Annotated in this window: 23 protein-coding genes; 5 read left to right on the top strand and 18 right to left on the bottom strand. The window is 60.7% G+C overall.

All coding sequences use genetic code 11. The features are described 5' to 3' along the window. The coding region (istA, locus tag BISU_RS01820; RefSeq protein WP_051921990.1) for an IS21 family transposase at positions 1 to 1,135 on the bottom strand (1,135 nt) is incomplete at its 3' end. Between the two features lie 162 nt (positions 1,136 to 1,297). On the opposite strand from istA, the gene BISU_RS01815 reads away from it, so the two are divergent. Continuing rightward, on the top strand, positions 1,298 to 2,194 hold the full coding sequence (locus BISU_RS01815; protein ID WP_161787745.1) for an MFS transporter: 897 nt from the start codon (positions 1,298 to 1,300) through the stop codon (positions 2,192 to 2,194). A 159-nt stretch (positions 2,195 to 2,353) separates the two neighbouring features. Here the strand turns inward: BISU_RS01815 and BISU_RS01810 are convergent, their stop codons facing one another. After that, complete coding sequence (locus BISU_RS01810) at positions 2,354 to 2,677, bottom strand: hypothetical protein (protein WP_024463819.1); 324 nt, start codon at positions 2,675 to 2,677, stop codon at positions 2,354 to 2,356. Between the two features lie 182 nt (positions 2,678 to 2,859). Here BISU_RS01810 and BISU_RS01805 point away from each other — a divergent pair, with 182 nt between their 5' ends. After that, positions 2,860 to 3,087, top strand: a complete 228-nt coding sequence (locus BISU_RS01805) for a hypothetical protein (protein ID WP_024463818.1) — start codon at positions 2,860 to 2,862, stop codon at positions 3,085 to 3,087. Between the two features lie 231 nt (positions 3,088 to 3,318). Here BISU_RS01805 and BISU_RS01800 read toward each other — a convergent pair whose 3' ends face one another. Further along, positions 3,319 to 5,124: an ABC transporter ATP-binding protein gene (locus BISU_RS01800; protein ID WP_024463817.1), complete on the bottom strand. Its 1,806-nt coding sequence runs from the start codon at positions 5,122 to 5,124 to the stop codon at positions 3,319 to 3,321. 16 nt (positions 5,125 to 5,140) lie between these two features. After that, positions 5,141 to 6,988: an ABC transporter ATP-binding protein gene (locus tag BISU_RS01795; protein ID WP_024463816.1), complete on the bottom strand. Its 1,848-nt coding sequence runs from the start codon at positions 6,986 to 6,988 to the stop codon at positions 5,141 to 5,143. 499 nt (positions 6,989 to 7,487) lie between these two features. Here BISU_RS01795 and BISU_RS12385 point away from each other — a divergent pair, with 499 nt between their 5' ends. Continuing rightward, on the top strand, positions 7,488 to 8,126 hold the full coding sequence (locus BISU_RS12385; protein WP_024463815.1) for a hypothetical protein: 639 nt from the start codon (positions 7,488 to 7,490) through the stop codon (positions 8,124 to 8,126). Between the two features lie 185 nt (positions 8,127 to 8,311). Here BISU_RS12385 and BISU_RS01785 read toward each other — a convergent pair whose 3' ends face one another. From BISU_RS01785 to BISU_RS12380, 4 genes are all read right to left on the bottom strand, one after another. After that, positions 8,312 to 9,121: a helix-turn-helix domain-containing protein gene (locus BISU_RS01785; protein ID WP_202805536.1), complete on the bottom strand. Its 810-nt coding sequence runs from the start codon at positions 9,119 to 9,121 to the stop codon at positions 8,312 to 8,314. A gap of 165 nt (positions 9,122 to 9,286) precedes the next feature. Then, the gene (locus BISU_RS01780) at positions 9,287 to 11,548 is read right to left on the bottom strand and encodes a glycoside hydrolase family 3 N-terminal domain-containing protein (protein WP_024463814.1); all 2,262 of its coding nucleotides are present in this window, start codon (positions 11,546 to 11,548) and stop codon (positions 9,287 to 9,289) included. 246 nt (positions 11,549 to 11,794) lie between these two features. Next, complete coding sequence (locus BISU_RS01775) at positions 11,795 to 12,778, bottom strand: aldo/keto reductase (RefSeq protein ID WP_024463813.1); 984 nt, start codon at positions 12,776 to 12,778, stop codon at positions 11,795 to 11,797. A 211-nt stretch (positions 12,779 to 12,989) separates the two neighbouring features. Beyond that, entirely contained in the window at positions 12,990 to 13,154 is a 165-nt protein-coding gene (locus tag BISU_RS12380) for a hypothetical protein (protein ID WP_155803822.1), read from the bottom strand. Between the two features lie 42 nt (positions 13,155 to 13,196). On the opposite strand from BISU_RS12380, the gene BISU_RS01770 reads away from it, so the two are divergent. Further along, positions 13,197 to 13,421 (top strand): hypothetical protein, encoded by a 225-nt coding sequence (locus BISU_RS01770; RefSeq protein ID WP_034532909.1) that lies wholly within the window; start codon positions 13,197 to 13,199, stop codon positions 13,419 to 13,421. Between the two features lie 42 nt (positions 13,422 to 13,463). On the opposite strand, the gene BISU_RS01765 is transcribed toward BISU_RS01770, so the two are convergent. Then, positions 13,464 to 14,537 (bottom strand): PQQ-dependent sugar dehydrogenase, encoded by a 1,074-nt coding sequence (locus BISU_RS01765; protein WP_024463811.1) that lies wholly within the window; start codon positions 14,535 to 14,537, stop codon positions 13,464 to 13,466. Between the two features lie 211 nt (positions 14,538 to 14,748). Next, positions 14,749 to 14,898: a hypothetical protein gene (locus BISU_RS12375; protein ID WP_156100185.1), complete on the bottom strand. Its 150-nt coding sequence runs from the start codon at positions 14,896 to 14,898 to the stop codon at positions 14,749 to 14,751. A gap of 314 nt (positions 14,899 to 15,212) precedes the next feature. On the opposite strand from BISU_RS12375, the gene BISU_RS12760 reads away from it, so the two are divergent. Beyond that, complete coding sequence (locus tag BISU_RS12760) at positions 15,213 to 15,575, top strand: cyclophilin-like fold protein (protein ID WP_024463809.1); 363 nt, start codon at positions 15,213 to 15,215, stop codon at positions 15,573 to 15,575. Between the two features lie 84 nt (positions 15,576 to 15,659). On the opposite strand, the gene BISU_RS01755 is transcribed toward BISU_RS12760, so the two are convergent. The 8 genes from BISU_RS01755 to BISU_RS01720 form a co-directional block, all read right to left on the bottom strand. Continuing rightward, complete coding sequence (locus BISU_RS01755; RefSeq protein ID WP_024463808.1) at positions 15,660 to 16,847, bottom strand: MFS transporter; 1,188 nt, start codon at positions 16,845 to 16,847, stop codon at positions 15,660 to 15,662. Between the two features lie 49 nt (positions 16,848 to 16,896). Next, positions 16,897 to 17,937 (bottom strand): NAD(P)-dependent alcohol dehydrogenase, encoded by a 1,041-nt coding sequence (locus tag BISU_RS01750; RefSeq protein ID WP_024463807.1) that lies wholly within the window; start codon positions 17,935 to 17,937, stop codon positions 16,897 to 16,899. A 123-nt stretch (positions 17,938 to 18,060) separates the two neighbouring features. Continuing rightward, positions 18,061 to 19,227, bottom strand: a complete 1,167-nt coding sequence (locus BISU_RS01745) for a MalY/PatB family protein (RefSeq protein ID WP_024463806.1) — start codon at positions 19,225 to 19,227, stop codon at positions 18,061 to 18,063. A gap of 120 nt (positions 19,228 to 19,347) precedes the next feature. Then, the gene (locus BISU_RS01740) at positions 19,348 to 20,229 is read right to left on the bottom strand and encodes a DUF3737 family protein (protein ID WP_226839158.1); all 882 of its coding nucleotides are present in this window, start codon (positions 20,227 to 20,229) and stop codon (positions 19,348 to 19,350) included. 347 nt (positions 20,230 to 20,576) lie between these two features. Next, positions 20,577 to 22,283, bottom strand: a complete 1,707-nt coding sequence (locus BISU_RS01735) for a glycoside hydrolase family 13 protein (RefSeq protein WP_024463804.1) — start codon at positions 22,281 to 22,283, stop codon at positions 20,577 to 20,579. A 201-nt stretch (positions 22,284 to 22,484) separates the two neighbouring features. Then, positions 22,485 to 23,048: a DUF4411 family protein gene (locus BISU_RS11450; protein WP_024463803.1), complete on the bottom strand. Its 564-nt coding sequence runs from the start codon at positions 23,046 to 23,048 to the stop codon at positions 22,485 to 22,487. Beyond that, on the bottom strand, positions 23,045 to 24,205 hold the full coding sequence (locus BISU_RS11445) for an ImmA/IrrE family metallo-endopeptidase (protein WP_051246127.1): 1,161 nt from the start codon (positions 24,203 to 24,205) through the stop codon (positions 23,045 to 23,047). Before BISU_RS11445 ends, BISU_RS11450 begins: the two co-directional genes overlap by 4 nt. 228 nt (positions 24,206 to 24,433) lie before the next feature. Next, the gene (locus tag BISU_RS01720) at positions 24,434 to 25,987 is read right to left on the bottom strand and encodes an amino acid permease (protein ID WP_051246140.1); all 1,554 of its coding nucleotides are present in this window, start codon (positions 25,985 to 25,987) and stop codon (positions 24,434 to 24,436) included. Between the last annotated feature and the right edge of the window lie 40 nt (positions 25,988 to 26,027).

Genomic DNA, 26,027 nt, shown 5'->3' with positions numbered 1-26,027 from the left:
ACGTTCCGAGGTTTCTTCCGATGCTGCTGGTCGGCTTGTCGCCGTAAGCGCGCGGGTGCGTCGCGATATGCGCGCCTTTGGCGTCGAGTATCTCGATCCCGAGGGCGCGCAGGCCGACGATGACCTCGCGGCCGGCATGCTCGGGACCGGTCGAGTACCGGTGGCGTCCCTGAAGCGTGACCTGCCCGTACTTGTCCGTTTTCAATCGTTTCCAGGTGACCACGTCGAAGCGTTTGGACGGCAGGGGCATCAGCGCCTTGCGATCGTCCTCGAACAGGCCCGCCTGCCCTTCTCCTTTCCTGTAGTGCTCCCTGTCTCCCAACGCGAGGCAGCGTTCGGGCAGGCGCTCGTTGAAGCTTTCGATGTTCCATACGCTCGGCACCGGCACGAACAGTTTCCGTCTCACGGCCCCGACGCGAGCCTCGACCCCTCCCTTCTCATGGCCGGGATACGGGTTGCAGAACGAATACTCGAACCCGTAATGGGTCTGGAACGCCTGGAACAAGCGGGTCAGGCGGATCCCGTCGAACCGTTTGCGCCCCACGCCCGCGGCGTTGTCGTACACGATCCTGACGGGAACCCCGCCGAGCCATTCGAAGATATCCGATAATGCCTGGCACGTGCACTCCGCGTTCTCTGCCGGCATCAGCTGGCTCAGCCCGATATTCGAATACGGGAAATCAAGCACGAAATGACGCATGCGCGTCACCGAGCCGCGATACCGGACATCGACCTCGCCGAAATCGGCCTGGCATTCTCCCGGATGCCACACCAGATCCAGAAACCCGCTCTCGCGCTCGAACGCGAACTCGCGCTTGAGCTGCGCGACCTTTCTGGTCACCGTCGACAACGAGACCTTCACCCCATGCTCGTCTCGAAGCCGCTCCCAGACCCTGGTCGCTGTATGCCGCTGCTTGCGCCACGTGACACGATCCTCGGCGAGCCACTGCTCGATGACAGGCGTCCACTCATCAAGCATCGAGGCCCGCCCCTTCCTGACCGGCGGCCTGGCCGACAGGTCATCGACCTTCAGATACTTGCGCACCGTCGGCTCGCTGACGCCTTCGGCGCGCGCGATCGAAGCGATGGACTCGCCCTCCCTGCGCCGACGACGGATAGAATTGATTCTGGACATGTTGATCATTGCCTTTCCGGCCCTCCTCGATAGATAACGAAGCACTACCAAGGTACAGCCCGACTATGGTCAGCATGCCCCACGCCCAAACCCGAAAAAACTACCTGACCAAAACCACAAAAAACAATTGAACCAAAACACGTCGCCCTGACCGTGCTGCTGGTGCCTGCGCTACCGCGCAGCCGGGCCAGGCTCAGCCCTTGGCAGATCGCGCTGTACGCGTGCGGCCTGGCGCTGGTCGTGCTCGCCCTGCAGAACGCCACGTCCATGCACTCGCCGTGGCAGCCCGCCGCATTGGCCTTGGCTGGCTTGGCGCTGCTGGCTGGATTCGCACTCGCCCAGCGCGCCGATGGCGGCCTGGCGCTGCTGCCGCTCTCTCTATTCCAGATCCGCAGGTTCTCGCTGAGCACGATATGCGTCATTCTGGTATCCATAGCGGTCAACAGCACCTTCCTCGCCGTCATGTACTACCTGGAACGCATGCACGGCGACAGCCCGTTCATCGGGGCGCTGCGAACCGTCACGATGGCCGGCACGACCGTGCTGCTGGCGCGCTTCGTGGGCACGGTGATGCACCAGTGGAAAACGGCCCCGATGATGGCCGGCGCGTTCCTGATCGCGATGCTCGGCACGCTGACGCTGGCATACGTCATGAACCCGAGCGCGGCCGTCGTCTGGATCACGCTCGGCTACCTCGTGGTCGGGATAGGAGCCTCGTTCTTCTTCTCGCCACTGGCCTATTCCTCGACCTCGAACGTCGCCTCGGGACTGCAAGGCGCCGCCTCCGGAGCGTTCAACACAGCGAGAATCATCGGCTCGGCACTGGGCAACGCGCTCATCTCAGCAGCCATCAGCTGGAAGCTCGCAGCAAGCGGGCTCATATCGAACCCGGCGCTGAACGGCAGTCTGGCCATCGGCGATGCCTCGGTCGCCGAACAATACGCCAGCGTGCTCAGGTTCTCTATGATCGTCCCATTAGCTGCTTTGGCCGTCGCACTGGTTGCCGCACTGTTCTTCTCATGGAGTGCGCCACGCGAATCTACGAGTACGGAGAAATAAGTAATGGTATGCGATATGAATGGGCTGGTCATTGCAGACAGGGGTTTATAGGCTTATAGCTTATAAACCCCATGACCGGTATCAGATTGCAGTAAAACCCGAAGGAAGCTGAGAATGCTCGCAGACATTCCCAGCTTCCTTCGGGTTTGCAAATTGATTCTAGGCGAAGGCAGCATGCGGCCTGTGGGCATTGAGGCAGTCTGCCAAGGCCTTTCGCACCAGCGCACTCTTGCCGATATGCTCGCCTTCCGCCTGCTCGCGCACCTGCTGTTCCATGTCGACGGTCAAATAGATCTTGCACAGCACATCGGCCTTGGCTCGCGGTACCTCAGCCAATGGCCGCCCTGCGAAGATGTCGTCCAAATCATCCATGGTAATCGCCCGATGCCGATGGATGATCGCCCCGATAATAGCCGGAAGGTGAGCCGCGTAGTCGTCCGAGACCTTGCCCCAGTCAATATCCATGTTCGTTTCGTTAGTCATATCCCGCTCTTTTCAATCCCGTTCATTGAACTTGCGCAGCCATTCTGGCCGGCAGTTCATCGCATGGAATACCTTTCTAGTGCGTTGGAAGACCAGAACCTCCGCCTTGCGCCACTCGAATCGGTCCACGCCAGAGGGGTTGAAGGGCTTGGGACCACGCACAGCGGGACAATCAGCACACTATGATGGACGACCTTTGCCCGGGAGCCACTGCCAATGTGTCCCTGCCCATCGTGGGCTGCTCGTCGCCCGAGCGCGTGGAGCAGGCCGCCGCAGCGCTCAACATCCACCTCGACCAGAGCGACATCGACTACCTCGAAGAGCCGTATAACGCGCATGAACTCGTCGGCCCCCACGCCAGACCCGGCGACAAGCCCCTGGCCGGCACTACCACGCCACCCAGTCGATGATGCCGTTCTGGCGTTCGAAGTCTAGGTGGAATTGTAACTGGCCTATCTTCCTTAGTGCGGTCGGCGCGAAGATCGTCACCAGACTGCGGCCGCGCTTGGACAAGCTTGGGTGCTCCTATACCTCGTCGAAGAGGACTCTGGCGGTGTAATGCACCATGCCAGGCGCGAAATCCCCGAAGGCATTGAAGAGCAGGAACTGCCGAAGTAGCGACACCCACCAGCTTTCAGCCTCTACTCATGTTCGCCCATGCCTACGCGGATCATCGCGTACTGCGATTCGTAGAGGCGGTAGTAGGCGCCCTTCTTTTCGAGGAGTTCGGCGTGCGAGCCGTGCTCGACGATCTGGCCGTGGTCGATGTAGTAGATCTCGTCCGCGTTCTCGATGGTCGAGAGTCGGTGCGCGATAATGAAACTCGTGCGGCCGGTGAGCAGATGGTTCAATCCCGCCTGCAGCGCTTCCTCGGTGCGCGTGTCGATGTTGCTCGTCGCCTCGTCCAAAATCAATATGCGAGGATCGGCGAGCAGCACACGGGCGAAGGAAATCAGTTGGCGCTGCCCGGCGGAGAGCGTGGAGCCGCGCTCCTCGACCACGGTATCGTAGCCGTTGGGCAGTTCCATGATGAACTCGTGGGCGTGCACGGCCTTGGCGGCCGCCTCGATCTGCTCGTCAGCGGCGTCGAGTCTGCCGTAGCGGATGTTCTCGCGCACGCTGCCGGAGAAGATGAAGGTGTCCTGCAGCATGACGCCCATCTGCCGACGCAGCGATGGCAGGGTCACGTCGCGCACATCATAGCCGTCGACGGTCACCGAGCCTTCCGACACATCATAAAACCTTGACAACAGGTTGATGATAGTCGTCTTGCCGGCGCCGGTCGGCCCGACGAGCGCGACCGTCTCGCCCGGCTCGACGTGCAGATCGACCAGGTTGAGGATGTTGCGGCCCTCAGGCTCGTAGCGGAACACGACGTCGTTGAAGTCGACCTTGCCGCGGATCAGCGGCAGGTCCTCGGCGTCTGGCTTGCTGACGATCTCGGGCTTGACGTCCAGCGTCTCGAAGATGCGTTCGAGATAGGCTGAGCAGGTGATGAGCTGGTTGTAGAAGTTGCCGATGTTGATCACCGGATTCCAGAAGTTGTTCGCGTAGCCCACGAAGGCGATGAGTACGCCGGTCGTCACGCTCACGCCGCCAAAGCTCATGACGCCGATGTAGTACAGCAGCGCGATTGTCGTCGAGGAAATGATCTGCACGCCCGGCCACATGAGGAACTGGATATGCACGGCCTTCATCCACGCGCTGCGCACATCGCCCTGCTGCTCTTGGAATGCCGAGAATTGCGTGCGCTCCTGCGCGAAGGTCTGCGTGGTCTTCACGCCGGCGATCGACTCGTGGATGTACGCGTTCAGATTGCTCTGCTTGTTCGAGAGCTTCTGATAGGCGCGGCGCTGGAATACCTGCAGCACGCGCACCCAAGCGATGAGCAGCGGGAAGAGTACGAGGCTCCACAGCGCGAGCCGCCAGTCGATCGCGAACATGACGATCAGCGTGATGATGAAGGTGAACACGTCGGAGATCACGTTGATCAGGCCCGAGGAGAGCGTGTCAGAGAGCGTGTTCACGTAGTTGACGACGCGGATCAATATCTTGCCGTGGGGCCGCGAATCGAAATAGCTGAATGGCAGCGTCTGGATATGCGTGAAGATGTCTCTGCGCATATCCTTGAGCATGAGCTGACCGATGCGCGTGATCTCCAGCGTGCGGTAGCGCAGCCCCAGCTCGAAGAACACGATCAGCACGGCGAGTAGCGCGGTCAGCATGCCCAGCCGGCTGTAGCTCTTGCTTGGGATGATGTCGTCGATCACGATCTTCGTCAGGTAGGGCACGGAAACAGTGATGCAGCTCATCAGCACCACCACCAGCAGAATCCGCGCGACTGCTCCCGCGTATGGCCTCAGATACCTGCCGACGCGCACAATGTCGTGCATGTTGATCTGCTCTTCGAGTTCTTCGTCCTCGCGATAGGTGTTGCGTTGCGCCATGATATCCTCCCCTTTCCTACTCGCTGAAGCCCTGCGGCTGGCCTGATTGCAGGCCCAGCTGCTTGCGATAGATCTCCCAATAGCGTCCGTGCGCCGCGACGAGCTCCTCGTGCGTGCCGCGCTCGATGATGCGCCCATGCTCCAAGACGAGGATCAGGTCGGCGTCCTTGACCGACGAGATGCGATGAGCGATGGTCACGATGGTCTTGGCGACATCCAGCTCGCGCAGGTGCTGCTGGATCTCGGCCTCGGTCTCCATATCGACGGCCGAGGTGGTGTCGTCCATGATCAGAATCGCCGGATCGTCGGCCAAGGCGCGGGCTAGGCTCAAGCGCTGCTTCTGCCCGCCGGACAGTCCCACGCCGCGCTCGCCCACGATCGTTTTGTAGCCTTCGGGCATCGAGCGGATGAATTCGTCCGCGCCGGCAATGTTCGCCATGTGCTGAATGAAGCGGTCGTCACGTCCGCCGCGTGCGCCGAAGCCGATGTTGCTGCCGATCGTGTCGGAGAACAGGAAGGTGTCCTGCGCCACGATGTTGACTTGGCTGCGCAGCATAGCCAGCGGCCAGTCGCGCGCGTCGATGCCGTCGACGAGCACACGGCCGGAGGTCGGGTCGTAGAAGCGCGAAATCAAACTCACCAGCGTCGACTTGCCCGCGCCCGTCTCCCCCAAGATGCCCAGCTTCGAGCCGGCAGGCACGAAGAAGTCGAGGTCCTGCAGAACCGGGGTGTCGGGGTCGTCGGGAAAGGCGAAGCTGACATGCTCGAAGCGAATCTCGCCGCTGATGCGGTCGGGCGTGGCAGGTCGCTTGCCGTCGACGCCGATGCGGACGGCAGACGCCCGCTTCGTTGATTCATGCGCGTCGGCGTGCTCGGTGATGCGCGACTCGGCAGTAAGCAGCCGCCTGATCTTGACGCAGCTGGCGTTGAAGCGCTGCCAGTCGTTGATCAGCCAGCCGGAATAGCGCACCGGGCCGTCGATCATCCACAGGAAGCTGTTGAAAGCCACTAGGCTGCCCAGCGTCATGGATCCGCGCATAACCAGCAGGCCGCCGAAGCCGAGCGTGATCAGCTGCAGGGCGAAGCCCAGGCCGTCGAGCCATGGCATGTACTTGCGGCTGTTCATCGCCAGATCCATGTTGCGCTGCATATAGTCGTCGTTGCGCTCATCGAATTTCCGCGTCTCATGCGGCTCGCGCACAAAAGCCTTGACCACGCGATTGCCCTCGATATTCTCCTCGACCATAGAGTTCATATCGGCCAAGGAGTTGCGGATCGCAAGAAACAGCGGTCGTGCATGGCCGGCCAGCGCCCGCGTGAGGACGAACAGCAATGGCGTCACGCAGGCCAGTGCCAGCGCGAGTCGCCAGTCAAGCGCGAACATGACGCATAGTGCGCCGACGAACATCACCACGCTGTCGGTCACCTGGTAGCTCACCCAGCTCAGGAAGTGACGAATCGCATCGGTGTCGGAGGTCATGCGGCTCATGATGTCGCCCGTGCGCGTGTGATTGAAGTAGGTGAAGTCCAGCTCATGCAGCTTCTCGTACTCGTCGCTTACGAGACGGTAGATCGAGTTCTGCCCGAAGCGCTCCATCCACATCTGATAGCCGTATCGGGAGAAGACGCGCACGACCGTAAGCACGATCATGAGCACGCATAGTCGCGCGAGCCTGTCGACATGCCCTTGCCTGATGACCTGGTCGACAATCATGCCGGCAAGCAGCGGGATAGTCAGGGCCATTGCGTCGTTGACGATGAACAGGATGGCTGCTCCGGCCACACGCGGCAGGTCAGGCTTGCAATATGGCAGGATCCATCGAAGATTTCCCGCTTGCTGGTTGCGGGCCGGGTCGACATACATGTGAGAAACTCTCGCATTCCTTGAGGTTGCGTGCTTGCGTTCGGCTGCGGACTGCTGCGTGCCGCTGCACTGTTCGTCTTGTCTTGTTCGCGGTGTCTAATCGCTACTCATGGCGTGCGCCGTGGCGGTTGCTCCGCCGCCGCAAGACCGTTGCTCCTCGTGAGCATATTTCCATGCGACCGGCGTTGCCGTTATCACGAACTGTGTTCATTCTATGCGGGCCTTTGCGAACCGCAACCTTGCTCAGGCACGCGTGTTGCAGCGCGCGGGAAATAGTTGTATCCAAGATCGAGCCGCCCTATGCCGGGTTAGCTGCCCCGTTATCCCAGAATGGTGGGCAGACACGCCGATGATGTTGTCGCCATTGGCTTAAGCCCAAGCTTTTCCAGCCATATGCAGGGAGACGTGATACATTTCTTGCATACGGCATTTGACTTTTCGAGCTGGATGCCGAACTGCTGTACGACCCCGACGAACTCAGGCTTAAGGGCTTAAGGATATGAACAGCATAGAAGGAAGAGACTCCGATGGCGATAATGACGATGATGACCATACCGGGACTGGACAACAGCGAAAAGCTGCAGCGGGTACGCAAGGAGTCCATGCGCACAGCACACAGGAACCTGTCGCGTCAAACCCGCAGCAGGTTGACGATGACGGCCTTGGCGAAGCTGGCGGAGACCCGTTACCCAGAGGACTGACGAAGGACCAGCGCAACGATTTCAAAGCCATCGAGACCCTTATTGCTTCTCTTGGGGTGAGCGAGTCGTGGTCGGGCATGCTGCCCCGTGCCGAGGACTTCAATGCCTATTCGCCTGAAGTCCAAGAGCGCATCTGCCAGTGGAACGACGCCTTCACTACCGATGAGTCCAAACGCCAGGATCGTCTTGTGGACAATGAGATACGGCAGTCCAATCTTGGCACTTGGATAAGCGCTTTCATATTCCTGCTGTCGATAGCGTTTACTTTCATCGCGTTCATGAAGACGGGCAATGCTCTTTCGTTCGGTTTCCTTGCACTGCCGGTCCTCACCATGATAGGCAATCTGCTGACGCCGGTGTTCTCTCGCAGCAGCGTTCACGACAGCAGAGGAAACGATCAGGATGATGCTTCGAATGAAGCGGGGTCCGAAGGATAAAACTTCTCGAAAATGATCTATGGGCAGAACGAAAGTCGCGCTGCCCCAATGATGGACGTGCGCGGGTTCTGACTACAAACTAGGCTTGCATCGCGTTCCCCTGCGTATCGTGTTCCTGAGAGAAATGTGGTGCCGATGCAGCCTGTTTTCGAGTCGATGCCCATGCGTCGAGGATCGCGAGATTGTCAGAGCTGGCGGAACCCGGCACGGCGGTGTAGGTGACGATGGAGACCGCGGTGCAACAGCAGCGCGAAGTCGTTGTACTCAAGATCGAGCCGGCCCACGCCAAGGTGGTTGATGAGCTGGCGGCCGCGCGAATGGCGCCGCACGTTATGCTTGGCCCAGCGTTGGGCGAAGTCCTGGCTGCACGCGCACAACGTGCCAATCAGCCCGGTCAGCTCCCGATCCGCCGGATCGTGGCCTGCTGCGGCGCGCAGCGACGAGACGATGAGGTCATGCGAGGCGTCAGTGTCGATGTAGAAGGACTCGGAGCGTGGATCGAGGAACGCATACCGAGCGAAATTCGGGACGGGCCTCGGGCTGGAGGCGATCATGTCGCTGTACAGCGCGCACCCCATCCTGTTCGCCGCGAGCATATCGAGCCGCTCGTTCTGCACAATGGCCGGCACGCTCATCGAGTCGAGCACCTGCTGGACCGAGCCGTTGATCGGATTCGACTTGCGGGTGCGCGTCATGCGCACGCGGCCGGTCGACGTCACGTTGCGCGCCAGATCGCGCAGATGCGCGTACTCGTCATCGCTGAGCTGCAGCACGCGGGCGATGGCCTCCAGCACGCTGTCGGAAGCGCCGCTCAGCTTTCCCCGTTCCAGGCGCGTGTAGTACTCGACGCTGACCCCGGACAGCATCGCCACTTCCTCGCGACGCAGACCAGAAACTCTGCGGTTGCCCCCAGCGTATGGTAGACCAGCCTGCTCGGGCGTGATCCTGGCCCGCCGACTCATGAGAAAACTGCGTATCTCCTGCTCGATTTCCATGTACATAACAATACGTCCCGTGACATCGAGGGCGCATCATCGCGAGGGGCTACTGTCAGGGACTGTTTCAGTCTGTCTTCATCTCCCTGTACAAACACTGCTGGCCGAGAGGAGAATCCGTTGCCTACCGTAGAAGTACGCGCTTTGCCGGCTGGCTGCGCGCTATTAGAAGAGGCTGAGAGTTGATTCGGCTGCTGCGCTTGTTTCGAGAGGCTCGCCGATGGCGAAGCGCGCGCGCAGCAAGTTCTCCTCTCGCGAGTTGGGTCCTACGCGCAGCTCGAACTGGCCCGGCTCCACCACGCGCTCGGCGTCCGCGTTCACGATCGAGCAGGCCGAGGCGGGAATTTCGATCCGCACAGTCGTCTCCTCGCCCGGTTCCAGCGCCGCCTGCCGGTAGCCTTTGAGCTCCTTGTCCGCCCATGTCACCGAGGTCACCAGATCGGACACGTAGGCCTGCACGATTTCCAGCGCTGGACGGGTGCCAGTGTTGCGAAGCGTCACCTCGGCGACGATAGTGTCGCCGATTCCCAGTTCCGGTTCCAGAATATGGAGATTCGAGTATTCGACCGTCGTGTAGGAAAGTCCCTCGCCGAAGGCGAACTGCGGATCCTGCGTGAGATCGGCGTACTTGGCGCCGTGCTGCCCACGAATCTGGTTGTAGTAGATCGGCAGCTGCCCCGCGTGGCGGGCGAAGGAGATCGGCAGACGGCCCGAGGGCTCGATCTGTCCGAGAATCAGCTCGGCAATCGCCTGCCCTCCCCTCATTCCCGGGTTCGCAGCCCAGATAAGGGACGAGGCGTTCAGCACGCAGTCAGGGAGCACAAGCGGCTTGGATGCCATGAGCACTACGGTCATGGGCGTGCCCGTGGCCGCCAGCGCCTCCAGCAGAGCCTTCTGCCCTCCGATGAGTTCCAGCGTCGCCGTGGAATGACCTTCTCCCACGAGCTCTAATCGGTCGCCGACGACGGCGATGACATGATCGGCGTCCTTGGCCGCCGCGACGGCTTCGGCGATCATGCCGTCATCGGGTTCGCACGCAGTTACGTCAAGCGCCGGATATGGGACGGGCTCCACAATTCCTGCGCCCTGGGCATAGGCGATGGTCCAATCGGATGGCGCCTGCTGGCGCAAGCCATCGAGAACCGTCGTGATCATCGTGCGCGGCTGCTCATCAATGAACCCGGAAGCCTGCCCCGAGCCTCCGGCCCAGTCGCCGAGCTGCTGCTGGGCGTCATCCGCGAGCTGGCCCACGACGGCGACGCGCTTGGGAGCGTCGGATGCCAGAGGAAGCGTGCCATCGTTGTGCAGCAGCACGAGCGAACGCCGCGCCGCTTCCAGATTGAGGGCCGCGTGCTCCGGCGAGCCGATCTGCGAAGCCATGACCTCGGGCTGAGGAAGCCGCGGGTCTTCGAACAGACCCAGCTCGAACTTGATCGCCAGGATCCGGCGCACGGCCGCGTCCAGATCGGTCTCGGACAGCAGGCCGTCGCCCACCGCCTGCAATGCGCCATCGAAGAATTCCGGCGTCGTCATGGACAGGTCGACGCCGGCCTTCACGGCTGCCGCCGCGGCATGCGCATGGTCGGGCTGGACCTTCTGCTCCCATACCAGCCGGCCTACGTTCGCCCAGTCGGTGACGAGGATACCTTCGTAACCCCACTCCTTTTTGAGGACATCCTTGATGAGCCATTTGTTGAGCGTGATCGGAATCCCGTCAATCGACTGGTAGCCGAGCATGAAGGCGCGGCAGCCTTCCTTGGCGACCCGTTCGAAGGGCGGAAGATACCAGGAGCGCAGCTTGCGCGGGGATACATCCGCCTCGCTGGCATCGCGCCCGCCCTGGGTCTCCGAGTACGCGGCGAAATGCTTCGCCGTCGCCATGATTCCGGTCTTGTCCTGCGGGCCGTCGTCCTGGTATCCGCGCACCATCGCCGAGGCGAGCTCGCCGATGAGGAAGGGATCCTCGCCGAATGTCTCGCCTACGCGCCCCCAGCGCAGATCGCGTGCGATGCACAGCACCGGGGAGAAGGTCCAGTGCACTCCTGTGGGAGACACTTCCTGAGCGGTCGCGCGGGCGACTCGTTCCAACAAGCTCGGATCCCATGAGGCAGCCATGCCCAACTGCGTCGGATAGATCGTCGCGCCCTTCCAGAAGGAATAGCCATGAATGCAGTCCTCGCCGATCAGAACGGGAATATGCAGCCGCGTTTGCCGCGTCAGCTCGTGAGCCCTGACGATATTCTCCGGCGACACGTGCAGAATCGATCCGACTCCCACGCGAAGAATGTCGCCTTCGAGGTCTTCTCGCGCATCGGTCTGCATCATCTGGCCGACCTTCTCCTCCAAGGTCATGCGGGAAAGGAGATCGTCAACGCGGCCGGAAACCGGCAGCGAATTGTTCATATAGGGAAGTTGCTCCATGGACATGATAGGTATCCGCTTTCTTCAGGTGGAGCGCGTCAGCTCCTTGACATTCTCTTCGCCGCCGACGCCCTTGAGCACCGCGGCTGCTGTTGCTGCGTAGTCCAATTGATGACAACCTTTCCTTCACGATGCGTCATTGCAGCGAACCATTGGATTCGAAAGCAACTATAGAACCAAGCAGGATGCGACTCACCGGCTCTGGCAGTCCCTCTTCAAAGGAGTACTGCCAGAGCCTCTGCCGCAGGCGCGTCACCACGCATAGGATTGTGGGGCCTGGCCCGGCCCGGGCCAGATCTCATCGAGTTTAGCCTTGGATTCGGCATCGAGCGTGACGGTCATGGCTTGCACGGAGCTTTCGAGCTGCTCGAGCGTGCGCGCCCCGGCGATGACGGTGGAGACGACCGGCTGGGCGAGCAGCCACGCATAGGCCACAGCGGCAGACGTCTGCCCCAGCTGCGCGCTGAAGCTCTCATAGGCCGCGATCTGATCGGCATGACGCTCACGGTTGCTTACCGTCCTGTGCTCATTCCTGCGCACGCCCTTCGCTCCTGCCGCAGGCCCAGCCAGGAGGCCGGACATCAGCGGGCTCCACGGAATCAGTCCCATGCCGAAATGCTGCATTGCGGGAATCAGCTCCTGTTCGATGGCTCGGTTCGCGAGATTGTAGATGCTCTGCTCGGATATCAGTCCCAGCAGATTGCGCTTCTCGGCGGCCGCCTGCGCCACGGCCACGTCCCAGCCGGCGAAGTTGCTCGACCCGACGTAGGCGATCTTGCCTTCGGCTATCAGTTGGCTCATCGCCTGCCAGATCTCCTCGAACGGCGTGGCCCGGTCGACATGGTGCATCTGATAGACATCGATGTGGTCGGTCTGCAAGCGCTTGAGGCTCGCCTCGCAGGCGCGCTTGATGTGATAGGCCGACAGATGCCTGTCGTTGGGGCCGTAGCCCATCAGCTGATAGACCTTGGTCGCCAGCACGATGTCGTCGCGGTGCCCGGACTGCTTGAGCCAGCGGCCCACGATCTCCTCGGATATCCCGTAGCCCTTCTCCATATCCGGTCGCTGCGGGCCGCCGTACACGTCGGCGGAATCGAAGAAGTTGACGCCCGATTCCACGGCCCGGTCCATGATCTTGAAAGCCTCGTCCTCGTCGGTCGCATCCCCGAAGTTCATAGTGCCCAGACCGATGCCGCTGACCAGTAGCCCCGAACGCCCCAAATGACGATATTGCATGATGTACGCTCCTTACCGTATTGCCCGCTTGTCGCAGTCCTTGCGATGTCACTATCCAAGGTAGGCCGAGCAGAGCGTCGCAAACAGGCCCTGACAAGGACCGCTTCACTGAGACCATACACAATCAGCGTGTGGGGAGCAGACGAACATGAACGTAACCACCAAAAATTTAGGACCTGCATGCAATGGTTGCTCGGCATAAGCTATCACTTTACGCGCGCAACCACACCGCCGAGTCGCCTTCCAGCAGCGAGCCGTTGTAGCTACTGCTTGAGGCGAGCACCTCGCCGTCCGAGGGGAAGCTCACCGGTTTGCCCGAGCAGTTGACCGCGCAGATGAGGCTGCCGCGCCGGAACGCCACGACGTTCGGATCCACGTCGAGCCAGACGAATTCGGCGCCCGCCCACGCATTGTTCTCATGACGAATTCTGAGCAGCTGGCAGGAGCCGTAGGCACGGCGTTGTTCGTGTCGGTGATGACGCAGGTGAGCTGCGTTGGCGCCAGCAGTGGAATGGACCACGCTGCCGCGCAGCTGCAAGGCGTGCACAGCGCACTGCTCTGGGGAGTGTGGATATCAGCCGCGGCGCTGCTGCTGTCGTTCGCGCTCGGCAGGCACCAGCAGCAGAACACTACGGAAGCATAAGCCGCATGAAGCCGTACGTAGCCGATTGAGAAGACCGATTCGTCACTGCACTGCGATGATTCTGTCGTCGCCTTGGCGTGGATCGCCGCGCCCGTCGGTGTTGTTCGTCAGCACCCACAGCGACCCGTCAGGCGCTTGGGCCACATCGCGCAGGCGCCCGTACTGGCCCTTGAACAGGACGGTGGAATCGGAAAGATCGTCAAGCGGCACGGTCCGCAAGGACTCGCCCCGCAGATTCGCGATGTAGATGGTTCCGTTCGCTATCGCCATCCCGCTGGGGCTGGCGTCCGAAGGATGCCATTGCTGCACGGGATCGACATACCCGTTCCGATGCCCGATGCCTTCGACGACCGGCCAGCCGTAATTGGCGCCCGCCTTGATGACGTTGAGCTCGTCCCATGTGTCCTGGCCGAATTCGGAAGAATACAGCACGCCCCGATCGTCCCATGCCAATCCCTGCGGGTTCCTATGCCCGTAGCTGTACACGGGGGAACCGGCGAAGGGATTGTCCTGCGGGATCGTGCCGTCCGGCGCCAATCTGAGTATCTTGCCCGCCAGACTATCCAGATCCTGAGCGTTGCTGCGATCGCCCGCATCGCCTGTGGTCGCGTACAGCATGCCATCCGGTCCGAAGGCGATGCGGCCGCCGTCGTGGTAGCTCGCCGAAGGTATCCCCGAAAGAACCAGCTCCTCCCGGCCCAGCGACAGGGAGCCAGGCTGGCCTTGGATGCGCTGGCGCACGATTCGATTGTCCTGATCAGTGGTCATATAGGCATAGAGATAGCCGTCATGCGTCGCGATGCCAAGCAAACCGCCTTCGCCGGAGTGCGACGCGCCGCCAAGCGTACCGACTTCACGCGTCTCCCCTGATCCGTCGAACTCGAGAATCCTGCCGGAGTCACGTTCGCTGAGCAGCGCGGCATCTCCCAGAAAGGCGATCGACCAAGGGGATTCCAAGCCCTGAACAATCGATGTACCGTCGCCGGAACCGGTATGCGCCGATGATGGCTGCGTCCCCGTCGGCTCGGCATTCCGGCCCCCTGCCGTGCAGGCAGCCAAGGAAAAGGAAATCGCGCAAGCCGCGAAGGCGGCTGCTATCCGTCGTATGCTTTGCATCGTGTTCCTCTCCGCCACAAACCTGCGTATTTTCAGGCTCCTCTCATGCCGGTTCCCGTATTGCCATGCGCAGCATGTCGCTCGCTCTTGTCCGTTCTTTACTATCCAACTAGAATCTTCTGTCTTCGTCCCATAGCGAAGCGCATATCACAGCGTCGCGGCCGAAGGCAATCGCAGTCCCTCCCGCGCATGCACCGCTATTCAGCACCGCTCAGTGCTGCTGAGGGAAATGCATGCCCCGTCCGGGAGCAGCGCCTTTCAAAGCGTCCAACCTGCTCATCTCGGCATCGGTCAGGTGGAAGTCGAGTTCGGCGTTGAGCCGGATGTGCTCGCGCGAGGTCGCCTTGGGCAGCGGCAGCAATCTGCATATCGTAATCGCGTAATGCCTTGCAGCAACGTCACTGCATTGTGGAAAGGAGTCTGCGCATGGGCAAACACCATACATCACGAGGCATGATGCGACGATTCGTCGCGAGCGCGGCGGTTCTGTGCGCTTGTTTCACCATCGCATCCTGCTCGGGATCAGCCGGCAATTCATCGCCACAGTCGTCTGCGCAATCCCAGAGTCCCAGCGCAGGCGTCACCGCCTTGCCATCCGCACCCTCATCATCTGCGCCCTCAACATCTATGCCCTCGCCAAGCAGTACCGCTGACGGGCAGTCGTCAGGAGACACCATGAACAATGAAACGCCCATCCGCATCACCGTCGGCGGCAGCAGCCTGAACGCGACGCTCAGCAACAATCCAGCCGCCCGGTCATTGATCAGCCAGCTCCCCCTTTCGCTCGACTTCTCCGATTTTGGAGGGCAGGAAGTGTCGGCCCGTCCGCCGAAGCCGCTGACGATGGAGGGCATGCCTTCGGGTGAAAGCGCCCCGGAGGGAACCATCGGATACTACACACCCGATCACGTCATCGTGCTTTACTACACCGATGTCCCCCGTTTCACCGGCATCGTTCGCCTCGGCCGCATCCAGGGCGATATGTCGGCATTCCGCGGATGGAGCGGTTCGCAAAGCGTGACCATCGAACGCCGATAAGCATAATCAAGCAATCATCGAACAAGAGAGGGAGTTGACGTGCAAAGCGTCAACTCCCTCTCTTGTTCGCGTCCAAGGCCGCTTCTAGATATTCGGCGTTCTGGTCAAGGCCAGCAGCGGAATGAAATACAGCGCGGCGCAGACCGCTCCGACGACCACCGGCCCGGTGGCGCCTAGCGGGGTTGTGATCGCGTAGTCGGCGAAGGCCGTGCCGATGGCGGTGCCTGCGTTAAGTATTGCCGTGCACATAGCCGAGGACAGTGTCGGCGCGTCCTTGGCGTATCCGACGGACATGCCGATGAGCACCGGATTCATGGACATGCCGAACAACCCCAGCAGCGCGACCAGCACAATGGTAGGTACTGCAACGTGGGAAAGAAACGCCAGCGCGAGGATGATGAGCAAGGTCGCCCCAGCCGAGGAAAACAGCAGCAGGAGAGGCCTGGTGTCGCCTATGCGTCCGCCCACGTACGAGCCGACCGCAGCGCCTACGCCATATGCCACGAGCACCAGCGGCACTGTCGAGTTCGGCAGGCCGGCGTTGTCGGTCAGCAATGGGGAGATGAAGCTGTAGACGGTCATCACCGCGCCGTTGACGAAGACGCAGCAGACTAGGATGAGCAGAACACGCCTGTCTTTCAATGCCGTGATTTCGGCCTTCAATGAGGGCGGATTGGCTGTCGGCCTGTCCTGCGGGATCATGCGGTAGATGACGAACGCGGCGATGAAGGAGAGCACGGCCAGGGCCCAGAACGGCCCGCGCCAGCCGATGGACTGGCCGGCGAAGGATCCCAGCGGCACGCCGATGACGTTGGCGACCATGCCGCCGCCGAGCACGACGCCGACAGCCCGCGTGCCCATCTCCTTGCCGGCGCTCTGGGCCGCCACCACGGCCGATACCGCCCAGAAGCCTCCGGTCGCCAATGCGGTGAGGAAGCGGGCTGCGAGGATGATCGGATAGCTGTCGGACAAGGCCACGATGACGTGGCCCGCGCAGAACACGATCAGCGACAGGCTCAGGGCGATGCGGCGCGAAAGCCGCAGCGTGAGCGCGGCCACGGTCGGCGTGCCGATGATCATGCCGATGGCGAACACCGTGATCATCATCCCCGTGCCGGCGATCGAAAGGCGCAGGTCGCTGGCGATTTCAGGCAGGATGCCGGCCACAACGAACTCCGAGGTGCCCATGAGGAACACGCCCGCGGCCAGAATATACGTTACGAGCGGCAGATGCTGCTTACTCTGCACGGTCTGGTTGGCTGGTGAAGTCACCTGAAGGCTCCTTTTGCTTAACGTTGGATTTTGCTTAGGATACGGTCAACTAGGACAAGGTCGACATGTCGATGACGAAGCGGTAGCGCACGTCCGAGGACAGCACGCGCTTCCATACCTCGTTGATCTGGTCGGCTGAAATGACCTCGATTTCCGGAGATACCCCTTGCTCGGCGCAGAAATCGAGCATCTCCTGGGTTTCGGCAATCGACCCGGTAGCCGACCCTGCATAGGAGCGACGGGCTCCGAGCAGCGGCTGCACATGCAGGCTCATCGGCCTCGAAGGCGCACCGACATTGACCAGCGTCCCGTCCTGAGCAAGCAAACCTATATATCCATCGACGTCAAGCGCGGCGCTGACGGTGTTCACAATCAGATCGAAGGTACCGGCGAGCCGCTTGAAGGTATCCGGGTCGCTGGTCGCATAATAATGATGCGCACCGAAGCGCAGCCCATCGTCCTTCTTCTTCAGGGTGCGCGAGAGCACCGTCACTTCGGCTCCCATAGCAGCCGCGAGCTTGACGCCCATATGACCCAGTCCGCCAAGGCCCACGATCGCGATCTTTTTGCCCGGACCAGCTCCCCAGTGACGCAATGGCGAATACGTGGTGATTCCCGCACACAGCAGCGGGGCCGCGGCCTCGAAGGGTATCTGCTCGGGCAGGCGCAGCACGAAATGCTCGTCGACCACGATATGCGTGGAGTAGCCGCCCTGGGTGATGGTGCCGTCACGGTCCAGCGAGCCGTAGGTCTGGGTGTTGCCTTTCAGACAGTACTGCTCGAGCCCGGCCTTGCAGTTGGCGCATTCGCCGCACGAGTTCACGATCGTGCCCACGCCGACGCGGTCGCCGACCGCGAATCGGGTGACATCGGAGCCGATCTCCTGCACGATGCCGGCTATCTCATGGCCGACGGTCAGCGGGAAGGGCACCGGGCCCCAGTCCTCGTGCACGGTGTGGATATCGGAATGGCACACGCCTGCCCAGACGATCTTGATCAGGACATCATGAGGTCCTGTTTCGCGGCGCTCGATGCTGCCCGGAATCAGGGGATCGGTGCTCGAGGTCGCTCGTATTGCTGATACACGCATGGTCTGCGTCCTTTCTACGATGCCCGCGCCGCCCCATGCGGCCACGGAATCATCACCATGCATTGCACCACCGGCCGGAAGCGCCGGCAAGTCTCGGCTGAAAGGGGTATGCGCAGAGACTCCCTAGCGCCTCGTCCATGCTGCGATACCGCGTTCAAGTCGGCCGAGCCCGTCATCGAGCCTGCTGCGCGGGCAGGCGAGGTTCATACGCAGGAAACGGCTGCCATTGCCCCGGTACACCGCGCCCGCCGAAAGAATCAGACCGGTCTCTTGGCGCAGGAAGCCAGCCAGCGCGATGCTGTCTTCGCATATGGCACCACAATCGATCCACATCAGATAGGTGGCATTCGCCGCGGTGGCGTGCAGCCCGGGGATACGGCTGGCGATGAACGACGTGGCGTGCTCGCGGTTGGCCTGCAGGTATGCGCGCAGCTCGTCCAGCCACGGTCCACCCTTGGTGAAGGCAGCGATCGCGGCGACGACCGCGAAATCGTTGGACTCGGCCACTTCGTCCCGGTTCAGGCCCTTCACCACTCTCGCCCGCAGCTCGTCGTCGGGGATGATGACGGCCGCGCCCTGCAGCCCGGCGAGGTTGAAGGCCTTGGACGCGGACACGCAGGTGACGCTCACCCGCGCGTACTCATCGGACACGGAGGCGAAGGGCGTGTATGAGGTTCCGGGCGCGGTCAGGTCGCAATGAATTTCGTCCGAGATCACCGTCACCCCATGCCGCGCGCAGATGTCGCCGACTGCGCGCAGCTCGTCCGCAGTCCAGATGGTGCCGGTTGGATTGTGCGGGTTGCAGAAGATCAGCAGCCGCACCTGCGGGTCGGACAACGTGCGTTCCAAAGCGCCCAGATCCAAATGGTACGCGCCGTCCACATAGTCCAAGTCGCAGGAGATCGCCTCGCGGCCGCTATTGAGGATTGAGTTGAAGAAGATGTTGTAGACCGGCGCGACGACCGCGACCTTGCCACCTGGCTGGCTCAACGTGCGCACGCATGATGAGAGCGCCGGCACCACACCGGTGCAGAAATCCACCCATTGCGGGTCGACGTTCCAACCGTGCCGCTCGCGCCACCAGCAAGCCACCGACTGCCTGAATTCGTCGGGGATGTCCGTATAGCCGAAGACCCCGTGCTTGGCGCGGGCGACGACAGCCTCGGTGACCTCGGGAGCGGTGCGGAAATCCATGTCCGCCACCCACATGGGCAGCTCGCCGGGGGCCACATTCCATTTGGTGGCATAGGTGCCCGACCGTTCGACCGGCTCGTCGAAATCGTAAGTCATATCATGCCTCTTCTGTGTTGTTCTGCGACTGCGCTGTCCTGTGGCTGCACTGTTCTGCACCCGCACTATTTTGGCTTTGGCAGCATGTCAGTTCGCGCATATTGCCAAGCACTGTTCGCGCTAGTGCTGCTGGGTGATGATTGTAGTGCGGGACGGGTCGACTCGGTTCGGCTCCATGATCAGCTCGTCGATGCCCGCGCACTGGATGCGCCCGGCTGTCGGGTTCATCACCGAGTCGATGCTCCCCTCGATCTCGGCGTCCACCGTGGAATACTCGAACGCCAAGGTCGTGTTGATCAGCCGGCATCCGCGCATCACGAGATTGTCGATGTAGCACAGGCCCTGCAGGCTTTCGATGGTGCAATTGACGAAGGTGAGGTTCTTTGAGTTCCAGCCCAAGTATTCGCCGATGATCGTCGAATCGCGCACGGTCACGTTCTCGCAGTTCCAGAACGCATCCTTGGACAGCAGCGTCGAATCGCTTACCTCGATGTCATGGCCGCCATCGAAGGCGTAACTGCCGTTCAGACGAAAACGCTCGGCCTTGACGTTCCCCGAATTCATGCCGAAGTAGTCGCCGTTCGCCTGCACGTCGCTCATAGCCACATGCTCGCAGGTCCACAGCGTCTCCTGGGCGTTGGGCATGGACACATGATTGAGCGTGATGTCCGAGGACCGGCGGAAGGTCTTCGGCGCGGCGATCAGCGTGTCGGTCATCGCGATGCCGTGGGTGTACCAGATGCCCGAACGCGCCGTATCAAGCAGCTCCCCGCCACGGACCTCGGCCTGCCGGGTGTACCACAGCGGATACTTCCATTCGAAGGAGCTGTCATGGAGCTTGACGTCACGGCTTTCCTTGAGCGGCGACTCCCCGTCGCGGAACACGCTATGGCTGATATCAAGCCCTTCGCCATGGAACAGCGTGCGCTCCCCCCACCAGAACCCGCTGTGACACTTGACCTTGAGAACCCTCAGACCGGCAATCTTTTGACTGGCACTCACCCATACAGCGGTTTCCTTCCTTTCATCCTCTTGCGCAGCGCTCCCGGCAATGCACCTGACCGCCTGACATCGACGTATCAGTAGGCCGCGCAATCGTGCCCGCGCATACGGAGATATCGTATGCACGCCGCCGCGTGCCGGTCAATCGGCTAGGGGGACCCTGTTACAGACTCTTTAGCCACTCGGATGCCTATTCGGACATCTCGGTCGAAATTTCAACAGCCCCGCATCGAATCTGTACTCATCCGTATTCGTGCAGGCCCACCTGCGAAAATCGGAAGATATGCAATGCGGGGAATGGCTCCTTACAAGCCCATCCCCCGCATATGCAGCTCCAGCTCTATTCCTCAGGCGAGCTCAAGCACCGACGATTCCCATGGTTTGAGTGTGGTGACGCCCTCCAGCGCACGCTCCCCGATCAGCAGCTTGGCGCCGGCCAGCTCGGGCAGGCCGTCGACGGGCAGCGCGTTTTCGTGCGAGGAGAAGTTGGCGACCACGAGAATCGTCACGCCCTCCAGGGTGCGGGTGAAGGCCCAGATGTTCGGGTCGTCGGCCAGCAGCAGCTCGAAGCGGCCCTCGCGCACGACGGGGCTGCTATGCCGCAATGCGATGAGCTTTTGGTAGTGGGCGTAGACGGAGTCCGGGTCGGCCACGGCCGCCTTGGCATTGACGCTCGCATAATTCGGGTTGAGCGTGTACCACGGCGTGCCCGTGGTGAACCCGGCGTTAGCCGTATTATCCCACTGCACCGGCGTGCGCGCGTTATCGCGGCTCTTGACCTGCAAGGACTTCAGGATCGTGGCCTCGTCCAGCCCGGCCTTCTTCGCCTGATGGTAGTAGTTGATCGACTCGACGTCCTCATACTCCCCGATCGAATGCAGCGGCAGGTTGGTCATGCCGAACTCCTCGCCCTGGTAGACATACGGGGTGCCCTTGTGCAGATGCAGCACCGTGGCCAGCGCCTTCGCCGAGGCGACCCGGTACTCGGGGCTATCGTCGCCGAAGCGCGACACCACGCGCGGCTGATCATGATTGTTCCAGTACAGCGAGTTCCAGCCCGCTTCAGCCAGACCATCCTGCCAGTGGGCCAGGTTCTTCTTGAGCACCGGCAGCGGCAAGTCGGCCAGATCCCACTTCGTTCCATCCGCCGTGTGATCCAGCTCCATATGCTCGAACGTGAACACCATCTTGAGCTCATGCCGAGTCGCGGCCGTCGCGCGAATCGCGGTCTCGACCGTGGAACCGGGCATCTCGCCCACGGTGAAGAGGTTATGCTCGTCCAAGCCGACCTCGCGGTTCATCTCGGCAAGAAACTCATCAAGACGCGGACCGTTGGAGACATCACCGGACAAATCAACCGGTACAGGACCGCCGCTGGTAAGCGCTTCGGGCTTGGAGATCAGGTTGATCACGTCCATGCGGAAGCCATCGACGCCGCGTGACACCCACCAGCGCATCATGTCGTACACGGCGTGCCGCACATCCGCATTCTCCCAATTCAGATCAGGCTGCGCCGGGCTGAAGATACCCAGATAGTATTCGCCGCTGCGCTCGTCATACGTCCAGGCCGACGGCGCGAACGCCGCAGGCGTGTCGCTGGGCTCCGCCCCCGGCTCGCCGGGAACCGCGCCCTCGCGCGCCGGCCGCCAGTAGTACCAATCGCGCTTCGACGAGGCCGGGTCGCGCGACTCCTCGAACCACGCATGCCTGTCGGACGTGTGGTTGACCACCAGATCCATGACCAGCTTGATGCCGCGCTCGTGCGCGTCGTGGATGAGCTTGTCGATGTCGCCGAGCGTGCCGAACAGCGGATCGATGTCACGATAATCGCTGATGTCATAGCCGTTATCCACCTGCGGCGAGCGATACACCGGCGACAGCCAGATCACATCCACACCCAAATCGGCCAGATAATCGAGCCGCGAATCAATGCCCGGAATGTCGCCCACGCCGTCCCCGTTCGAATCCTGGAACGAGCGCGGATAGACCTGATAGACCACCGCAGACTTCCACCAACCCTCAGGACGATCCTCATCAAACTGATTCGATACCATGTACTACTCCCTCGCAAAAAATGTGGTTACCGGCGTTCATCGCCACGTTGCTTACCAGCGTACAGCCTCGCATGAAACCTTCGACCTCGGGTGTTTCATACCGTATTCCAGCGCCTCAGCAACAGGCAAGGAAACAGTAAACGACCCGAGATATTGCGTTTGCACATCGGCAACCATGCAAAACTCCAACAAGCGAGAACGTCAAAAAGCCAATTGAATTGGATACTGCATATGAACCAGCTCGCCGCTGGCATCGTAGAATTCTCGGAGATTCATCGTTGGCACACCGAGCGCCTCCGCGACGTCAGGTATCTTCGGCTCTTTCTTCATCGGCTGGTGCGAGGAAGGATTTACAGGCCGTTCATCGGTCACGATGGTCGCTCTGAAGGTTTTTGCCGCTGCAATCAGCCACGGATCCGCCTTGCCTTCGGGTTCCCACTGTGAATACGACTCAGCCAGATAACAACCGCAAGTCACCAGATAATCCTGAACCTGCGCGTACACCTCACCAATATCATCCGTCTTGTGAGAAATCTGCCTTGCAACGAACAGTGCACGGAACCAATCGGCAAGTTCATCGCTGTTGCCTTTGCTGTCTCGTTGAGTAATCTCCTGAAATACAATGTCGAGAATTTTCACCTTGCCATGTGCAGCCATCTTTTCCATCCAGTGCCAGAATGGGTGGAATTCCTTATAATCGAAAGGATGATGAATGCGGTGGGAACTGATGAAAACGTCGGAATCGAGCAAGAACACATCTTTCATCGGATCATGCCCTTCTCTTCGAGGAGTCCCTCGTAGGCATGAATGGATTTAAGCCCTAACAGCGAAAGCCCGTCCGAATAGCCGAGCGTGCCTCGTTCGATGCCACTGCTGACCAGCCGAACGAACCGCGTATCGAGATGGGATGCGTTCGTGCGATTTTGGTTTCCACCGGAGCTCGTTCGTGCATCTGTGCGCTCTTCGCCTAACATCCGTACTAAACGTATGTCTTCCTCTGTCGCCAAGCCAAGCTGATGGGCGTAGATGGTCAGGGCAAGCCCACTCAGCCCGTACCGTTTTGCGCAGGCGTCAGCTACATCCTGTGTTTGCCCATGAATCTCAGCAGACTTGCGCCAGTAGGCATGAAAATCAACATCGTTCACAACAGACATCACCACGGCCCGATTAATCACACGCTCATTCTTCGTGTTATCCGCGGCAAAAGAAAGGTCGTTGTACACTTCGTCCAATCCCAGCAGCACATGGCCTATCTCATGCAGCAAGGAAAACAGCATCCCCGCGTAGGAATCGTTGCAATTGATGAAAATCAGCGGAGCGATATCATCGAGCAAAACAAACGCACGAAAATCATGCACGTCTAGGCGTCGAGCGAACGTACCGACTTTGGAATCGATCATAACAAGCAGACCGGCGTCAGAAGCCCTATCTCGTACATAACGGAATCGCTCTCCGGAATCCTTATGCAAAGACCAATCGGCTTGCAAAGACAGTTTCTCGCGCATTGCATCTGCAAGTTCTCGGGCAGAAGCAGCCTGAGACACACTGCCGACGAGAAGGTTGCCTCCCAGACCTTGGGAAACCATTTCGTCCCGCGCCCAGCTCTGTCTGCCACGCATGATTCGAATGATGTCCCGCAGATTCTGAGTTGGCTCAACAGTTTGGTTGCCGATTGTACGGTATCGGATTACCGCATCCTCCTGAAACTCAGGAGACACCGAACGCACCAAAGAGCCAAACGGCATATTCAGCACTTTGCCAATTGCAGAAAGCTTGCTGAAGGAAAGATGCAGCGGATCCGTCGCCATCAGCCATTCCGGAAAGTCAGCCAATCCCTTTTTATGAGCAATCGCAGAGGGGTCGGCGTCGCTTTCTCGCACTGCCCAGCGAAGCGTGGTCGGATATACGGTGATATTCGCCATAGCACGCTCCTCTCCGCACCGGTACAGATTAAAAAAATCAGCTAGTACATCAATGGTAAACCAGCATTGGTCCGAATGGACACGACTCGAATGCGCCTAACGCAAAACGTCCGGAAAACTAAGCTGTCCATCCCATAATCAAGCGGGAGGGTGTTTTCTCGTCCAACGTCATTATCGGATTGGGAAGTATCCTCCTGCTGTATCTATACGTTCTATACGTTGAGCGTGTCATTCCACGACGACATCTTCGACACCCGCTGCACCCACGGCACTGGCTGATTTCCTGCGTCGACTGCGCAGCAGGCAGTATCCACCGAACACAATCAGCCAGCCCAGGCCGGCCAGCGCCGGGCCGCGCGTGTCGGCGGCCAGGAACAGCGTGAGGTAGATGAAAGCGAAGAACGCCATAGCGACGATGTCGAGTACCTTGTAGCCCGGCAGCACGAAGCCGTCGGTGATGAAGTCGGCGGATTGGCGGTATTTGCGGTGCGCGGCCACGGTGAGTATGTAGATGAAGATGATCACCGCGCTGGATGCCGAGGAGAACAGCACGAAGGCGCTGGAAATGCCGGGAATCGCGCTGAACAGCGGGGAGATGAGAATCAGCAGGGCCGAAAGTATGATCGCACGCGCGGGCACCTTGCTCTTCGAGACAGTCGCAAAATGGCACAGCCGCGGGGAATCAAACTCGTCGGCAACCTGATAGAGATGCCGCCCGGCGGAGTACAGCAGCGAGTTGAGCGACGACGAGGCCGCGGTGATGACCACGAAGAACACCAGCGCCGAAGCCCAGTTGAGCCCGGCGTACTGGAACACCATGACGAATGGCGAGGCGAAGGAACCGTCGCGGTTCGGCCTGAAAGTGCTCCACGGCACGATGAGCATGATCGCAACCAGCGCGCCGACGTAGAAAATCAGGATTCTGGCGATGAGCTGGTTGATCGCCTTGGGCAGCACCTTGCGCGGATTGTGCGTCTCGGAGACCGTCACGCCGACGAATTCGATGGTTTCGTAGGCGAAGAAGACCATCTGGAAGCTCATCAGGAATGCCATCCAGCCGTGAGGCAAGAAGGAGAATCCGCGCGTGATATTGTCGAAGCCCGCGTGGCCGGCCGACGAAATGCCGTCCATGCCGTGAATCTGCACGGCCGGGTAATGGTAGTCGATGATGACCATGACCGCAGCGGTGGCGATCATCGCCAGAATCAGCGTGATCTTGATCATCGAGAACCAGAATTCGGTTTCGCCGAAGACCTTGACTGCGATGAGGTTGACCATAGCGAGCACCGCCAGGAAGCCAATCTGAATCAGCCAGTTCCAGTGCCGCAGGTCGATGCCGAAGATGCGGAAGAAGGTCACGAAATACGTGCCGACCGCGCTGATTTCGGTCATGCCGACCAGCACCAGGACGACCCAGTACGACCAGCCGGCGAAATGGCCCCAGGCGTCGCCGAGATAGCGCCCGATGAAATTGATGAAGGTGTGCTGGCTCGGGTCGCGGTACATCATCTCGCCGATCGTCCGCATCAGCAGGAACATGACCGCACCCACGGCGATGTACACCGCAATGATGCTCGGCCCGGTCAGGCTGATGGACTTGCCCGACCCCAGGAACAGCCCCGTGCCGATGGTGCCGCCGATGGCGATGAACTGCACATGCCGGTTCTTCAGGCCCCGCTCCATATCGTTGCTGCGGTCCAGCGTCTCCACGGATTGCAGCCCGGAAGCCGCGTCGACTCCACCCTCCGATGCAATTGCCGCAGTTCCTTCTGCCGCATGCATGCTTGGTTCGTCGCCGTTGTTTTCATTCACATTCTCATTA

It is taken from the genome of Bifidobacterium subtile (genome assembly GCF_000741775.1).
Taxonomy (GTDB): Bacteria; Actinomycetota; Actinomycetes; order Actinomycetales; family Bifidobacteriaceae; genus Bifidobacterium; species Bifidobacterium subtile.
The sequence above is the reverse complement of the archived record's forward strand: the minus strand, read 5'-3'. Positions and strand labels throughout refer to the sequence as shown.

Coding starts and splice junctions, on each gene's coding strand:
- BISU_RS01805 (WP_024463818.1), top strand. CDS start 2,860: ATGATGGACGACCTTTGCCCGGGAGCCACTGCCAATGTGTCCCTGCCC.
- BISU_RS01785 (WP_202805536.1), bottom strand. CDS start 9,121: ATGGAAATCGAGCAGGAGATACGCAGTTTTCTCATGAGTCGGCGGGCC.
- BISU_RS01745 (WP_024463806.1), bottom strand. CDS start 19,227: ATGACTTACGATTTCGACGAGCCGGTCGAACGGTCGGGCACCTATGCC.
- BISU_RS12760 (WP_024463809.1), top strand. CDS start 15,213: ATGAACAATGAAACGCCCATCCGCATCACCGTCGGCGGCAGCAGCCTG.
- BISU_RS01775 (WP_024463813.1), bottom strand. CDS start 12,778: ATGCAATATCGTCATTTGGGGCGTTCGGGGCTACTGGTCAGCGGCATC.
- BISU_RS11445 (WP_051246127.1), bottom strand. CDS start 24,205: ATGGCGAATATCACCGTATATCCGACCACGCTTCGCTGGGCAGTGCGA.
- BISU_RS01795 (WP_024463816.1), bottom strand. CDS start 6,988: ATGTATGTCGACCCGGCCCGCAACCAGCAAGCGGGAAATCTTCGATGG.
- BISU_RS01770 (WP_034532909.1), top strand. CDS start 13,197: ATGACGAATTCTGAGCAGCTGGCAGGAGCCGTAGGCACGGCGTTGTTC.
- BISU_RS01720 (WP_051246140.1), bottom strand. CDS start 25,987: ATGCATGCGGCAGAAGGAACTGCGGCAATTGCATCGGAGGGTGGAGTC.
- BISU_RS12385 (WP_024463815.1), top strand. CDS start 7,488: ATGAACAGCATAGAAGGAAGAGACTCCGATGGCGATAATGACGATGAT.
- BISU_RS01810 (WP_024463819.1), bottom strand. CDS start 2,677: ATGACTAACGAAACGAACATGGATATTGACTGGGGCAAGGTCTCGGAC.
- BISU_RS11450 (WP_024463803.1), bottom strand. CDS start 23,048: ATGAAAGATGTGTTCTTGCTCGATTCCGACGTTTTCATCAGTTCCCAC.
- BISU_RS01765 (WP_024463811.1), bottom strand. CDS start 14,537: ATGCAAAGCATACGACGGATAGCAGCCGCCTTCGCGGCTTGCGCGATT.
- BISU_RS01735 (WP_024463804.1), bottom strand. CDS start 22,283: ATGGTATCGAATCAGTTTGATGAGGATCGTCCTGAGGGTTGGTGGAAG.
- BISU_RS01750 (WP_024463807.1), bottom strand. CDS start 17,937: ATGCGTGTATCAGCAATACGAGCGACCTCGAGCACCGATCCCCTGATT.
- BISU_RS01800 (WP_024463817.1), bottom strand. CDS start 5,124: ATGGCGCAACGCAACACCTATCGCGAGGACGAAGAACTCGAAGAGCAG.
- BISU_RS01780 (WP_024463814.1), bottom strand. CDS start 11,548: ATGTCCATGGAGCAACTTCCCTATATGAACAATTCGCTGCCGGTTTCC.